Origin of the sequence: Elizabethkingia miricola (assembly GCF_001675285.1) — a bacterium.
Taxonomy (GTDB): domain Bacteria; phylum Bacteroidota; class Bacteroidia; order Flavobacteriales; family Weeksellaceae; genus Elizabethkingia; species Elizabethkingia miricola.
This window is the reverse complement of sequence record NZ_LSGQ01000031.1, coordinates 88954-104088: the sequence shown is the minus strand read 5'-3', so window position 1 is coordinate 104088 and position 15135 is coordinate 88954. Positions and strand designations below refer to the sequence as shown.

The following is a 15135-nucleotide window of genomic DNA, read 5'->3' as shown; positions in this document are numbered from 1 at the left end:
AACATTACCGGTAATTCTATGACTCTTAGGCGAACATGAAGCCTTACTTCTTCCAGTTCCAGGCTTCTTACTTTCCTATGTAGTTTATATCGTCTGTTATTCTGTGTTTTATTGTACCTGGTACATTTCCGGCGGATCTTTTTCTCTTTTGGAGGCGGATCTACCGGAACTACCTCCGGAAATAAATTTGAAAGTGTCATGATATTCTGGATATAAAGTGATCAAAGTATTTTCTATAACTATTCGCATATCGTTCTTCTGAAACTTCTACTCCTTCTATATTTGCAGTGAAGTAAACCCTCTCGTATTCATCATATTTTACACGGTTAAAACAAGGAACTTCCCACTCCATATGATTAAGTACATCCGTCATTTTCTGAAATCTTGCAACTACACTAGGAGAATGCTCCTTGTACATGTCTAATTCTGGATTGGATTGATGTAACTGGATTCGTTCTAAAAGATTAAGAAAACCATAGCAGCTATCCAATCTTAAAATGTTTACTATTTTGTCTATTGTCATTGATATAAAGAGTTTAAAAGTTGTACTGTAATAGGTTCTGTGCTTTTTTCACTTTCTGTAATGGCAGCAGTAATAATTGTTTTCAGGTCTTCATAGTTTCTAATTCTTGCAGACAACCACTTGGCACTTGGGGTATTTAAGCCTAACTCTGTAGCTATTTTTACCACATCATCTGAAATATCCTGTTCACACTTAATTCTTTTACTGAATCTGCGGGCAGTTTGTCGAAAGTTTTGTTTATGTTTATCTGAAGCCCGTTGCAGAATTTCGTTGATATCCATTCCGCAAAGGATAAAAGGCACTTTGTTTTCCAGTCTATCTGCAATAGATTTTATTATATTGATATAACCAGACTTGTTCTTAATATGCTCAGCTTCATCAATAATAAGAAGGGCATTATCTAATTTTAATAATTTATTGCAAACTCTCTTTGTAATAGATCCGGCTGTTCCGTATGTTTCTTCTCCAACAGCTTCAGCTATGTTTATGGCAAATTCTTTTGAATTTTCATCTGCATAGCACTTAACAATGAATGTGTTTTGCGGAAATCTCTTCTGATACAGCTCACAAGTGTAAGATTTACCTGCACCGGTATCTGCATCAATAGTTCCTCTTCCTTTTTCGGCTCTTATTGATTTGATCTGGTTAATGATCTCAATGAAATTTTGAGTGTTGAAATGTCTCCATGTTTCACGGGAAAGCTTAAGACCAATGAACCCAGCCAAAGAGAGATAATATTTATCCTTAATAGGAGTTTCTCCAATTTTTGTTTCTCTATTGATAATTTTGGAAACAAAAGCTTCTCCAACTTTGGAAGCTCTGGCAACTTGTGCCTGACTTGTTTGCTTTTCTTGAATGTAATTAATTAAAGCATCTGGAATAAGCGTTCTTTTTTGGATTTCGTTTAATTGCATCATATTATTTTTTTAGTTATTCAAAGTCTTTCCACTCATTCTCATCAAAATCACGATTGTTACGTTCCTTTTTGAGAATTTTTGCAGAATGTATTTCATTCATGCTACCATTAAAGCTTTCTTTGTTTCCACCAGCTTGTATTGCATGGCGATACGGTAAAGAATCCTGTATTTCAGACAGCATTTGCTCAAATTCATCAGCAGTTTTTTCCTGCTTTGTCTTCCTCTCCATATGATGTGATAGTGCAGCTTTGTTTTCATCATCACTTTCTATATAAGAATTACTAGCAAGTGCTGCAGGAAGACAGGTCATTATAAATTTGCCGTCAACCGTATAAAGATCTGCTGCATCCAGGTCCCAGATTACTTTAATTTTTCCAGTCTTTTTATATCCTATAGATTTGGAGATCATTTCAGCTCCAGTATCGAAGTAATCAGGTATTTCAAAGAGATAACTTTCTCTTATTTCGTAGCCTTCTGTTTTAGAAACTTTTACAAATCCTCGCATATAAGCAGTGTCTACTTCAGTATGATTTCCATAGATTCTTCGTAGGATTCTCTCATCCATTGGTTCTGCATTCGGATTTCTGTATGTAAATCGCTGATCTGGCGTTATACCATCTCGTAATGGTCTATTATTCCAATTTTCTACAAGCTGAGAGAACTGTATTACAGCATCTTCATATGTAGGAAGGCTTTCAACACTGAAATAATCAGGATTTGATTGACCTTCAATTCCAGAATCCCAGCTAGAGGATGTGAAATTTAATTGACTTCTGAGTGTTTTTTTAAATAATCTAAATTCTGTTTCAGCCGGGTTTGCCTGAGAGTTCCCCACTTCAATGGTTCTAACCTTGTTAAAAACCATATTTAAGAAATCTTTGCTCTCACCGGATGTAAACGCACTGTGATTATCACTTATAAACTCAAACATTGTCATTCGGTTACTGTTATCAATGGCCATTTTAATAGCTGCTTCTAACATGTCAAATGATTCCTTGTGCTGTCCTTTAGGTGCAGGAGCCCAGCCTACTATTTTACGACTGGCTATATCCGATATAAGGATAACATAAAGCTTCATTGTGCTCTGCACACCTTTTGCATTCTTATACTTGTAGTTAATTGTTCCGGATCCGTCACCTGCAAATAAGGAGTGAGAAAACTGTAACCTCTTAGAAGGGACGTAGGTTAGGAAATGCTTTTTGTAATAATCTTTCCCATGTCTGGCTTTTGCTGTTTTCAATTGATTGTGAAACATTGATAAATGATGGCAAAATGTTCTATATGCTATCGGTTCAAAACCGAATTCCTGAATACCTGAGGTGTAATATTCTGTATAAAGCTGTCGAATGGCTTCTTTTGTTGTTCCACCCGGGTTCATATACGCATTATACATAAGAGCTTCGTGTGCGTCAAACGTGAATATTTCGCCTGTTTCTTCATCAAAAAGAGGGTATTTACCTACTTTTCTGGCATTATCATTCTCAAATTTATCTGAAACAAGCGCTTCGCGCTGCTCTTGTAAGGTTTCGGGAAATTCTAATACTTTACGTCTTAAGTATGCAGGATTAGAAACTTTTAACCCTGTCAGCTGTAGCTCTGAAAGTATTTCAGTACAGAAACTGATAAAATCACCTTTTTTCTGTATTCCAAACTCTTTAAATAACCCTGAATTATAATAATCCTGAATAAATGAACACCATGCACGTGCCTGAGATAATTCTTTTGCTTGTTTTGGATTGAAAACCACAGTAGAATCATACATAAAGTGCTGTGCATCGGAATTATCTATCTTCGATTTTACTTTTGCTATGATCGAAGCTTTGATATTTTCCTTTAAATTGACTTTATAAGAGCCTAAAATTTGGTTTAAACGTGCTTTTAAATCTGCTTCAGTTCCTAATTTAGACCTGAAATTTTGAGGATTCCTGTCAGGAATATTATCGTAACAGTAGTAAAAACCATTCTGAACTTTCGCCCAGCGCCATGATCTGCCACTATCGGGCATAAATTCTTTAGCCTTTGCTAAATCACACTCACGGACTGTTTTTTTATAACGATGTCTTGCAATCCAAAAATATTCTTCTTCAACCATGCAAGCCTCCATAACCAAACGTTGAGAAAGCCAGAGACTTTCTTTCCCGTTTTTTCTAATGATTATGTCTGTAGGTTGTAGATTCATTTTTTATTATTGCTTTTTAAGCTTTGTTCCCGCTTACGACTCGAACGTAAGTGCCTGCCTGCCGGGATAAAATCACTATATTTGAAGCTCTAACCAATAAAATATAGTAACATGAATGAATTTGATTTCGCTTTTACAGCGCTAAATTTTAAAATCGATGCTATTAGAAATGTTCTAACAGATGAACAAAAGAAGTCTGTTGATGAATTATTAAAATCATGTAAAGAACTTCTTCTTACTTCCCCACTTACTGAGGAGCAGCGGCGGAAGCTTGATGGGTATATTTATGTTCCGAAAGAATCTTCCGAAACTTTGTCTGAATAGCCAGAACATTTTCCGTGGTTTGACGTTCTCTTTCGTCTAATACTTCTCGTATCACCGGTGCGAGAAGTTTTTTTAATAACTTTTTCATTTTTAAAAAATTTAGTTGTAGATCAGGTAGGATTTGAACCTACACCTTTAGGGAGTACCCTTTGCGTCTTCCATTCCGCCACTGATCTGGTTGCTACACTCTCGCAGTAGCCTCGCCCGTGCTTAGTTTAAACCTTAATAAATCACATCCATACCAACAAACAAAAGGTTTACGCAACTAAGCTATGTCTGCCCCAAGCTTCGGGTTGAGCTCAAGGGGATGAACTTGTTTGTGGTTTGTATTTTTATGAAGAAATTAATCTTCAATTTTGAAGTTTTGAAGATGTTTAGCTTCAACAACATCATTAAAGCTATTTATTATAAACTCGAGGTTTTCCTCGAAAATTATAGTGGAAGGAATCTTTATAAAGCGCTCCCATTTACCCTTGATCATTGCAAAACGATTGCAGTCTAAGTACATAAAATCAGTCTGACGTTGGTGGAATTGTTCCATTGCTTTATAAGTATTGAAAACCTTAGTCTTTAAATCAGAACCACCTTCGTAATACTCCAGTTTGAAAGAAGTAGCGCTTTCAATATTTAGTCTTCTCTTGAGCTTCTTCATGATAAGTACTATCTTAAGATCCCTAAATATTCTGACAGCTCATCCACAGGCTCCGATTCATGAACAGTCACAATATTGGTGAAAATCTGAAATCTTAAAATGTGCATGGTCCAGTATTCTTTTTTTATACCGTTGTCCATGAATGAAATTACATGTACCTGGATAATTCTTTTTAAAATTCTTCTAACAAGCTTTTTCATATCTTAATTATTTTGAGTTAATTGTTTAAGTTCATTAAGAATCATTAGTCCTTTCCCTCTTATTGGAGTACGCTCTCCTCGAGCTATTTGACCAACATATAATACGGTTGTATTGTATTGATCCGCTATACGCTGGTAAGGAGTTTTGCTATTCTGTTTTATTTTTTCAGATAATCTTTCCATATCTTTGCGTTATTAATACATAGCAAATATATAAGAAATAATCTACACTACAAACTTTTAGTAAGATTTTTTCTACAAAATGAAATATTATGAGTTCCACCGTTAATAGGATTAAACAATTTATCGATTTAAAAGGCATTTCTGTTAGAAAATTCGAAGAGAGTGTTGGGTTTTCGAATGGCTCATTCGCTAGTCAATATAAGAATAATAAGACAATTGGCGTAGATAAAGTAGAAAATATCTTACATTTTTATCCTGAGCTAAACCCGGAATGGCTATTAACCGGAAGAGGGGAAATGATAAAAACAAAAAGTAGTGAAAACCTTATCAAAAGAATTGATAATATAAATGATAAGGAAAATGATAAGAAACAAAAAGTTAAAAAAAACTTATCATTACTAGTAGAGTCAAGACAGGGCATACCATTGATCCCTATAGATGCAATGGCAGGCTTCGGAACTGGTGAAACTCAAATAATGGAGTATGATGCTGGCAGATATATAGTTCCTGAATTCACAGAACTTAATGTAGATTTCATGATACAAGTAAAAGGCAGTAGTATGTATCCTAAATACAGTAGTGGAGACTTAGTAGCCTGTAAAAAGCTTTATTTAAGTGATATTTTTTTTCAATGGAATAAGGTCTACGTTCTTGATACGGACCAAGGGGCCTTAATAAAGAGAATAAGGAAAGGAAATGATATGGAGCACATATTATTAGTGAGTGAGAATCAATCTTATGATCCATTTGAACTTCATATGTCAAAAATATACGCGGTAGCCCTAGTTGTTGGAGTTATTCGCTTAGAATAGACGGTTTATTTATAAGTTTTGTCGTTTTTTCTGCTCGACACGACAAAACAATGAAAATATATGACAAAAATAGACACTCTCAAAATTGCATTTTTTTTGTAAACTACTGTTTTTTAAATACGTATGCACTTGTGTCCTTTTTTACTTTTGGTTATGCCCCTCATAATAATATGAAAAAGATTCTTTTACCCTTAGTGATTGCAGGCAGCATTGTAACGTCCTGCATTATCGTAAAAGCGAGCGACGATGGTTATACCGGCAGAAACTCTTCATATATAGAACAGGCTGTTGAAAGTACTGTATCAGAAACTAAGACGTTTAATGTACAAAACTTCAGTGGTGTAAAAACATCACAGGCTATAAAAGTTGAGATCGTAAAATCAGATATTGAAAAACAGGTGGTAACCAGTAATTACATGGAATATGTACGGGTAGAAAATAAAGGCGGGGTACTTACTGTTTACTATGATATTCCGAGAGGGAGTAACGGTCTTAGAAATGCCAATACAACAGTAGTTGTATATGCAAAAAGTCTTAATGACCTAAGAGCTAGCAGTGCCGGTAAAATTGTAGTAAAAGATCAGTTCAGCACTTCTACTTTAAATGTAGATGTTTCCAGTGCCGGGAAAATACAATACGAGAATATTAAAACAAACCGCCTGAACCTGAATCTTAGCAGTGCTGCTACTTTTACCGGAAGTGCAGATGCCCAGTCTGTAAACGCAGATATTTCGAGTGCCGCTACAATCAATATCAGTGGAAAAGCTGGTGAGGTAAGAGTTGATGCGTCAAGTTCTGCAGATTTTAACGGATCAGACCTTAGAAGTGGCACTGTAAAAGCACAGGCCTCTTCCGCAGGTAAAATAAAAATTGGGGTAATCGACGAGCTTACAGCTGCGGCATCTTCCGGAGCAAAAATTTATTACAAAAGTCCATCTGGTATCAGACTTAACGTACGTAAAAGTTCCGGAGGGAAAGTAGATGCACTATAGATATAAAATCAGATTTTAAATTAGAAACACATAACTAATAATCTTAAATATTAATCTTATTATGATAACAATAGAAAAACTATCCAAAGTATACCGGACAGAAGATGTACAGACTACAGCGCTTAATCAGGTAGACCTTACAATTAAAAAAGGAGAATTTCTGGCTATTATGGGACCTTCAGGATGTGGTAAATCTACTTTACTTAATATTTTAGGTTTACTGGATTTTTCTACATCAGGATCTTATAAGTTCAATGATTTGGAGACAACAAGTTTATCTGAAAGAAAGAAATCGGATGTAAGAAAACAAAATATAGGATTCATTTTCCAGAATTTCAATCTGATAGATGAATTAACGGTTTATGAAAATATTGAATTGCCATTGATCTATAACGGGGTTTCTTCTTCCGAAAGAAAAAAAAGAGTAGAGGAAATTATGGAGAAAATCAACATCAGACACCGTGCAAAACATTATCCACAGCAGCTTTCCGGAGGACAGCAGCAGAGAGTAGCTGTTGCCAGAGCTTTGGTAACCAAACCTAAACTTATCCTTGCCGATGAGCCTACAGGAAACCTGGACAGTACGAACGGAAATGAAGTGATGAATCTTTTGGCTGAACTTCACCGTGAGGGATCGACCATTGTAATGGTAACCCACTCTTCTTACGATGCAAGCTTCTCTTCCCGTATTGTGAATATGAAAGATGGTGAAATCTTTAATGAGGAGCATGCTGTAAAGAGAACAGATGTTTTTGATAAGGCTAAGCCGGAAGATTATGCTGTAAGCGGAGAATAGTATTAGGTTGGAAATTAGAAGCTGGAAGTTAGAAACTAGAAGCTAGAAGTCAGAAATTAGAAAATTCACCATTAACAATTAATCATTAACCATTAGCTAATTATGTTGCGCAACTGGCTGAAAATAGCTTTTACCAATTACAAAAAGAACTGGCTTTCTACAGTAATCAATCTTTTTGGATTAGCCATTGGGCTTAGCAGCTTTATGCTTATACTGATACATTGGCAGGATGAAGAATCTTTTGAAAACTGGAATCCTAAAAAAGATAATATTTATTTTTTTCAGGGATATTATAAAAAAGATAATGTCTATGGTAATAACACTTCATATCTGGTAGCTAAGCGTGCAAAAGACATCATACCAGAAATTGAAGATTATGTATTGATCAACGGTTCGGGTTATGCCGGAGTAGCAGTGTCGGATAAAAAATCGGCTTATATAGAAGGCGGAATGTCTGTTTCACCATCTTTTTTTAAGCTGTTTCCTTTTAAGATTTTGTCCGGGAATGGTGAAAATGCCTTACTGGAAACTAATTCTATAGCGATATCGAATACCGTTAGTCAGAAGCTTTTTGGAACAACAGAAGCTGTGGGAAAGACTTTGACCTATGAAAAAAAACCGTTGGTTGTAACTGCGGTATACGAACTCCCGAAAGATAATACGGAAATCAATCCTGACTTTCTCTTTCTTTCAAAGCAGTATGCCAATTCTGTAAAGAACCCTGGAGACGGATGGGGAAATAATAGCTACGGATGCTTCTTTTTATTCAAAAAAGGCTCTTCAATTGAAGCTGTGCGCCAGAAAGTGGTAAAAGATATTTTTGAGTACCGGGCGAAAATGTTTGGGGATAAAGGTATGAGCGCAGAAAAATATCTGGAACTCTACGGACCAAATGATGTAGAATTTACCCGATTGGATAAAATGAAATTACATGCCAAAGCTTCGTGGTTTGGTGGTGGAGACTATAAGCTTATTCTTATTTTATTCAGCTTATCTGTTTTGTTACTGATCATGTCAGCTATTAATTTTATTAACCTGAAAACCGCTCAGGCATCACAAAGGGCTAAAGAAGTAGGAGTAAGGAAAGCATTGGGGAGTGGTAAATTCCAACTGACTATTCAGTTTTTGCTGGAAACCTTTATTATCACTTTTACGGCTTATTTACTTTCATTAGCACTTACGGAAGCTATATTGCCCTTTTTTGGTAAGTTTCTGAATAAAGAAATTCATTTCCAAAATGACTTTTATTTATACTCGGCAATTATTGTTATTGCTATTTCTTTAATATCAGGGATTATTCCGGCTTTATACCTGTCTAACTTCAAAGCGATAGATACATTAAAAGGCAATTTTGCACGCAGTAAAAATGGTATCTGGCTTAGAAATTCAATTTTAGGACTACAGTTGGTTATTTCATCATTCTTTATTATTGGCAGCTTTATTATCAACAATCAGGTTACCTATATGATGAATAAGGATTTAGGGTTTGATGGCTCTCAGTTATATACGGTCAACTTTAATCAGGATTCTAAAAAGCCATGGATGAAATATGAACTTCTAAAATCTGAACTGAAAAAAATAAAAGGGGTTAAAAGTGTGACCTTTGGTGAGGCTTTGCCTGGGTTTAACGGACGTAATACTTCCAACGTAGACTGGCATAATGAATCGGTTGAGGCACAGCATGGTTCTTTGGATTTTGGATTTTTAGAAGCAATGAAAATAAAATTGCTTGCAGGAAGGTTTTTTTCTCCAAAGCTGTCATCGGATACTATTAACTCTGCTATTGTTAACGAAGCTTTTGTACGGAAATTCGGATGGAAAAACAATGAAGCTTTTAACAATCAGATTTCTCCGGGATTCGATACTATAAGATATAATATCGTAGGAATAGTTAAAGACTTTAATGTATTTAATCCGAGGGCTGAAATTGAGCCTATGATATTTTTTCATTATAAAGAAACCGATTGGAAACGTTATGACCTTAACAGAGTTATTTTAGAATTCGATCCGAATAATATGTTAGCCACTCAGGAAAGAGTAAAAGCATATTGGGAAAAGCATATAGAACCGGGTTACCCATTTAATGGAGAATTTATTAATAAAAAGTTTGCGAAAACCTTTGTAAAATACCAGAAGCAACAAACACTTTTTACGATACTAAATACATTGGTTTTAATAGTAGCACTACTGGGGCTTTTCGCTCTGTCATCTTTAATGATCGAACAAAAACTGAAGGATGTTGCGATTAAAAAAACATTGGGCGCTTCAAGCAGTGTACTTATAAAAGATCTGACCAGAAAATTCCTTTGGATCACATTCATAGCAGTTTTAGTCAGTATTCCGGTAAGTTATTACTTTATGAATGAATGGCTGAAAGACTTTGCTTATCGCATAGAAATGCCGTGGTGGCCATATCTTCTGAGCTTAGTAATTCTCCTGGTACTGACCTTCTCTGTCGTAAGCATAAAAGCATACCGTGCTACCAAACTGGAGCTTGTAAAGTATCTGAAATATGAATGATACTAAGTATAAAATTAGAAGTTAGAAGTACGAAGTTAGAAAATTAACCATTTACAATTAATCATTAACAATTAACCATTAACAATTAACCATTAGCTAATTATGTTACGCAACTGGATTAAAATAGCATTTAGCAATTACAAAAGAAACCTGCTTTCTACAGTAATCAATCTCTTTGGATTGACTATAGGTCTTACCGGGTTTATGCTTATTCTGATGCACTGGCAGGATGAGAGATCCTACGAAGCCTGGAACCCCCGGAAAGAAAATGTTTATTTTCTTGAAAACGGGATGGGGAAAAACTTTGGAATATGGAGTTCTTCTACTCAGGGACAGATGCGCTATGGGAAAGAAAAAGTAAATGGAATTGAAGATTACCTCTTGATAAATCCTTTCCAAAATGCTGAGCGCGTTAGTTTTGGTTCTAAAATTTCCAATCCTGTAAAGTATACAACATCAGATAATTTTTTCAGGTTCTTTCCTTTTAAAAAGTTAGCTGGATCCTATAAAGATATTTTTAAAAACACAAATGTAGCAGCCATCTCCACTGAAACAGCTCAACAACTTTTTGGTAATAATTATCAGGATGCTATTGGCAAAACCATAGTATCTGACCAAAATAAATACGTGATTTCTGCGGTATATGAACTGCCAAAAGAAAATTCAGTTTTTAAGCCTGGGCTACTTGTAAGAGATGGTTTCCTTAACGGAAATGAAGACAACTGGGGCGATTATAATTACGTTGGCTTTTTTATGACAAAGCCCAATATGGACATTACGAAAGTAAATGAAGATCTTAATAAAATAGTTTGTCAGTACAAAGTTACCAGAGATATGAAGATCATGAAGAAGACACTTCAGGAGTATGAAGCTGCCATTGGTGGTAAAGCTGAGCTTTTTATCACAAGGCTGGACAAAATGAAACTGGAGGCTAAAGGCGGAGGTCTGGAAAAAGCGGATAAAAAGAATATTTATACTTTGTTGGGACTTTCTGTTGTCATTGTATTGTTATCTGCTATCAATTTTATTAATCTAAAGACTGCACAAGCTTCACAGCGGGCAAAAGAAGTAGGAGTACGCCGTGTAATGGGTGGAACAATCTGGCAGTTAACAAGTCAGTTTTTACTCGAGACATTACTTATATGTATGTTTGCTTATCTGTTGGCAACGGCTCTTGCTGAAATATTATTACCAGCTTATAATAAGTTTTTGGGTAAAGAAATTACATTATCTAATGCTAGTGTTTTTGTTTACTCATTTGGCATGCTTCTTATTACAACTTTAATTTCCGGACTTATTCCAGCTGTTTATCTGGCTAATTTCAAACCTATTAATACACTTAAAGGTAATTTTTCCCGCAGTAAGCATGGTATCTGGCTGCGAAACGGAATTTTGACGTTACAGCTTGTAATTTCATCCTTTTTTATTATTTCAACATTAGTTATTTATACTCAGGTTAATTATATGCTGAATAAAGATCTTGGGTTTAATGGTGATCAGGTTATTAATATTGATTTTCTGAAACAGGTTGATAAACCCTATCAAAAATATGAGTTGCTCAGACAGCAGCTTCCTAAAATAAAAGGAGTAGAGGGTGTTACTTACACCAAGCAACGTATGGGAATGGGAAGTGCCGGAAATTCTAATGTTAATTCTTTAGATAAAAGTATTTTGGCAAATCATGGATCGATAGATCTTAACTTTTTCAAGTTCTTCAAAATCAAAATACTGGAAGGTCGGGATTTTGATCCAAAATTATCTTCAGACACGTTAAACTCTACAATTGTGAATCAAGCTTTTATCAAGGAGATGGGCTGGACACCGAAAGAGGCTATAGGAAAAGAGGTGCGCCCGGGATTTGATAGTATAAAATATAAAATTGTAGGTGTAGCACAAGATTATAATCAGGAAAGTGTAGCCAGCAAAATAGCGCCTGTTGTTTACTTCAACTATGGACGCAACTGGAATAAAAGTAATATTAATAATATAATGGTAAAGATTTCCGGTAATGATATGCCTGAAACGATTAGTAATATTCAGGATTACTGGCAGAAAGAGGTAGAACCGGGATATGCATTTCAATATCAGTTCCTGAATAAACAATTCGCTAAAACCTATGATAGTTATAAAAAGCAGAGGTTACTATTCAGTATCCTCAATGCTATGGTACTTGTTGTAGCACTATTAGGTTTGTTTGCATTATCCAGCTTGATGATAGAGCAGAAATTAAAAGACGTAGCTATCAAAAAGACATTAGGGGCATCGGATAGTGTACTGATAAAGGATCTGACAAAACGATTTCTATGGATTGCTGCACTGGCGGTATTCTTAAGTATTCCGTTGAGTTATTACTTTATGAATGAATGGCTGAAGGAATTTGCCTATCGTATAGAAATGCCTTGGTGGCCTTATGTTCTGAGCCTGGTAATTCTTTTGTTACTGACTTTCCTTGTGGTAAGTATTAAAGCATATCGCGCCACTAAAGTAGAACTGGTGAAATACCTGAAATACGAATGATACTAAGTATAAAATTAGAAGTTAGAAGTACGAAGTTAGAAAATTAACCATTTACAATTAATCATTAGCTAATTATGTTACGCAACTGGATTAAAATAGCATTTAGCAATTATAAAAAGAACTGGCTTACAACACTTATCAACCTTTTAGGTTTATCAGTTGGGCTAACTGTATTTCTGCTGGTATTTCTGAATTGGCAGGACGAAAAAGCCTATGAGCAATGGGTACCGGAAGGAGACAATGTGTATTATGCCGAAAGAGTTTTTAATCATAAAGATTTCAATGCTGTATGCAGCTATCCTTTTTTGGAAGTATCCACAAAAATATTCCCGGAAATTCAGGACTTTTCAGTGATCAATTACTGGAAAAATAACAAAGCCCGTCTTTTGACCGATGGTCGTTCCAGTTATAATAGTTATGCTGAGGTATCAGAAGATTTCTTTAAGATTCTTCCTTTTCCTCTGGTAGCAGGTAGTTATAACAACCTCCTTGTAGATGAAAATTCTATAGCGTTGTCCGAAGATGTTGCAAAGCAACTTTTTGGAGACAATTATAAGCAAGGTATCGGAAAGACTATTACAAAAGATGAAAATGGTAAAAAAGTTGTTGTTCAGGCTATTTATAAACTACCTGCAGAAAGTGAGAATACTATTTTCAGGCCCGGCTATGTTGTAAGAAATGCAAATATAGATTCTAATAAAAATATTTGGAGTAACAACAGCTTCTTTGGTTTTTTCCGTGTGAAACCGGGAACAAATATTTCGGAGTTAGAGAGTAAACTATCTGCAATACAAACGAAACAACAGAATATTGAGCTTAAACAATCCGGCTGGCCGGAAATGAAAAAGCCAATTGAAATACATCTGGTGAACATAAAAAAAATGAGACTGGATGCTAAAAGCGGAGGGCTGGAAGGAACAGATAAAAAAACAATTCTTATACTATTATCCTTATCAGGACTTATACTGATCCTTTCCGCCATTAATTTTATCAATCTCAATACAGCTCAGGCATCACAAAGAGCGAAAGAAGTAGGTTTGCGAAAATCTTTTGGAAGCTCCAAAGGACAATTGATTATACAGTTTTTACTGGAGACCTATATCATTTATATCACGGCGTTCTTTATATCGATGATTCTTTTAGAATTTTTACTGCCACTCTATGGTAAGTTTCTGAATAAAACGATAAGAATGGGAGATCCCATGATCTATCTGTATACCGTATTGATTATTTTCGGATTTGCATTTATTTCAGGAATTGTACCTGCTGTATATCTTTCTGGTTTTAAACCAATTCAGACACTCAAAGGAAATTTTTCCAGAAGTAAACATGGTATATGGTTGCGCAATTCTATTTTGACATTACAGATTATTATTTCTTCATTTTTTATAATTTCTTCCTTCATCATATATAAACAGGTCGATTACATGATGCAGAAAGATCTGGGCTTTCATGGAGAACAGGTCTACCAGCTTAACTTTAGTAAAACATCATGGGAAAATAATTATAATATGAAGAAGTACCAGCTGTACAGTGAGAAGATCAAACACTTTCCGGGTGTCGTTGATGTTACAGGTTCTTCTCAGACTTTAGGAAATGGTGTTAACAGTACAACCGGAATTAAATATAAAAGAGATTCGACTAAGTCTGTAGATGCTGGTGTGGGTGCTATAGATTTGAATTTTATGAAATTTTATAAAATCAAGTTTCTTTCCGGAAGAGATTTTAATCCAAAGTTAACTGTAGATACAACAAAGGCAATCGTGGTAAATGAAGCTTTTGTCAAAAAAATAGGGTGGAATAATCAGGAAGCAATTGGTAAGGAAATGACAAGCAACACTGATAGTAAGGCAAGAAATATGCTCATAGTTGGGGTTGTAAAGGATTTGAATTTCGATGATGTACAGTATAAAGTTGAGCCAATGATGTTTTTTAATTATGACAGGTATTGGACCAGAAATAATTTAACCAGTTTACAAATCAAGTTAACGGGTGAAAATATCGATGAAAATATTGCCAGAATCAGAAAATATTGGGAAACAGAGGTTGAACCAGGGTATCCGTTCAGTGGTGAATTTGTCAACAGACAATTTGCCAGAACCTTTGAGAAGTATGAGAAACAACGTACGCTGTTTTCAATCCTGAATGGTATTGTTTTGTTAGTGGCACTTTTGGGATTATTTGCATTGTCCAGTTTAATGATTGAGCAGAAATTGAAAGATGTAGCGATTAAAAAAACATTGGGAGCATCGGACGGAATACTGATAAAAGATCTGACCAAAAAATTTCTGTGGATAACATTGATAGCCGTATTAACAAGTATTCCGATAAGTTTTTATTTTATAAATGAGTGGTTGAAGAGCTTTGCTTACCGGATTGAGATGCCATGGTGGCCCTATATTTTAAGTTTAGCTATTCTTTTATTGCTGACAATTCTTGTGGTAAGTATCAAGGCTTACAGAGCAACCAAAGTAGAACTGATAAAGTACCTGAAATACGAATAACGAAGTTAGAGGTTAG

14 protein-coding genes and 1 tRNA gene are annotated in these 15135 nt (G+C 35.2%); 7 read left to right on the top strand and 8 right to left on the bottom strand.

The features are described from left to right. From ATE49_RS18375 to ATE49_RS18360, 4 genes are all read right to left on the bottom strand, one after another. Positions 1-200, bottom strand: a 200-nt coding sequence (locus ATE49_RS18375) for a hypothetical protein (RefSeq protein WP_155759318.1), incomplete at its 3' end; no start/stop codon positions are given. After that, positions 197-418 (bottom strand): hypothetical protein, encoded by a 222-nt coding sequence (locus ATE49_RS18370; RefSeq protein ID WP_169817123.1) that lies wholly within the window; start codon positions 416-418, stop codon positions 197-199. The genes ATE49_RS18375 and ATE49_RS18370, both read right to left, overlap by 4 nt. A 101-nt stretch (positions 419-519) precedes the next feature. Beyond that, entirely contained in the window at positions 520-1440 is a 921-nt protein-coding gene (locus tag ATE49_RS18365) for an ATP-binding protein (RefSeq protein ID WP_065083280.1), read from the bottom strand. A 13-nt stretch (positions 1441-1453) separates the two neighbouring features. Then, complete coding sequence (locus tag ATE49_RS18360; protein ID WP_143349697.1) at positions 1454-3619, bottom strand: transposase family protein; 2166 nt, start codon at positions 3617-3619, stop codon at positions 1454-1456. A 111-nt stretch (positions 3620-3730) separates the two neighbouring features. Between ATE49_RS18360 and ATE49_RS18355 the strand changes: the two genes are divergently transcribed. Then, a complete protein-coding gene (locus ATE49_RS18355; protein ID WP_065083278.1) occupies positions 3731-3943 on the top strand; it encodes a hypothetical protein in 213 nt (70 codons plus the stop codon). A gap of 106 nt (positions 3944-4049) precedes the next feature. Here the strand turns inward: ATE49_RS18355 and ATE49_RS20285 are convergent. The 4 genes from ATE49_RS20285 to ATE49_RS18340 all read right to left on the bottom strand — a co-directional run bounded on the left by ATE49_RS20285 (position 4050) and on the right by ATE49_RS18340 (position 4978). Then, positions 4050-4119, bottom strand: a tRNA-OTHER gene (locus ATE49_RS20285). A 167-nt stretch (positions 4120-4286) separates the two neighbouring features. Then, positions 4287-4595: a hypothetical protein gene (locus ATE49_RS18350; RefSeq protein WP_065083277.1), complete on the bottom strand. Its 309-nt coding sequence runs from the start codon at positions 4593-4595 to the stop codon at positions 4287-4289. Positions 4596-4603: 8 nt separating this feature from the next. Beyond that, on the bottom strand, positions 4604-4795 hold the full coding sequence (locus tag ATE49_RS18345) for a hypothetical protein (protein ID WP_065083276.1): 192 nt from the start codon (positions 4793-4795) through the stop codon (positions 4604-4606). Between the two features lie 3 nt (positions 4796-4798). Further along, the gene (locus tag ATE49_RS18340) at positions 4799-4978 is read right to left on the bottom strand and encodes a hypothetical protein (RefSeq protein WP_065083275.1); all 180 of its coding nucleotides are present in this window, start codon (positions 4976-4978) and stop codon (positions 4799-4801) included. A gap of 89 nt (positions 4979-5067) precedes the next feature. Here ATE49_RS18340 and ATE49_RS18335 point away from each other — a divergent pair, with 89 nt between their 5' ends. The 6 genes from ATE49_RS18335 (at position 5068) to ATE49_RS18310 (ending at position 15119) form a co-directional block, all read left to right on the top strand. Next, positions 5068-5790 carry a S24 family peptidase gene (locus tag ATE49_RS18335; RefSeq protein ID WP_065083274.1) on the top strand — a complete coding sequence of 241 codons (723 nt, stop codon included), beginning with the start codon at positions 5068-5070 and terminating at the stop codon, positions 5788-5790. A gap of 170 nt (positions 5791-5960) precedes the next feature. Then, positions 5961-6782: a head GIN domain-containing protein gene (locus ATE49_RS18330; protein ID WP_065083286.1), complete on the top strand. Its 822-nt coding sequence runs from the start codon at positions 5961-5963 to the stop codon at positions 6780-6782. Positions 6783-6843: 61 nt separating this feature from the next. After that, positions 6844-7578: an ABC transporter ATP-binding protein gene (locus ATE49_RS18325; protein ID WP_009089235.1), complete on the top strand. Its 735-nt coding sequence runs from the start codon at positions 6844-6846 to the stop codon at positions 7576-7578. A 102-nt stretch (positions 7579-7680) separates the two neighbouring features. Then, positions 7681-10098, top strand: a complete 2418-nt coding sequence (locus tag ATE49_RS18320) for an ABC transporter permease (RefSeq protein ID WP_065083273.1) — start codon at positions 7681-7683, stop codon at positions 10096-10098. Between the two features lie 102 nt (positions 10099-10200). Next, positions 10201-12615, top strand: coding sequence for an ABC transporter permease (locus ATE49_RS18315; protein WP_065083272.1), 2415 nt, complete (start codon positions 10201-10203; stop codon positions 12613-12615). Positions 12616-12689: 74 nt separating this feature from the next. Continuing rightward, positions 12690-15119 (top strand): ABC transporter permease, encoded by a 2430-nt coding sequence (locus ATE49_RS18310; RefSeq protein WP_065083271.1) that lies wholly within the window; start codon positions 12690-12692, stop codon positions 15117-15119. Positions 15120-15135: the final 16 nt, after the last annotated feature.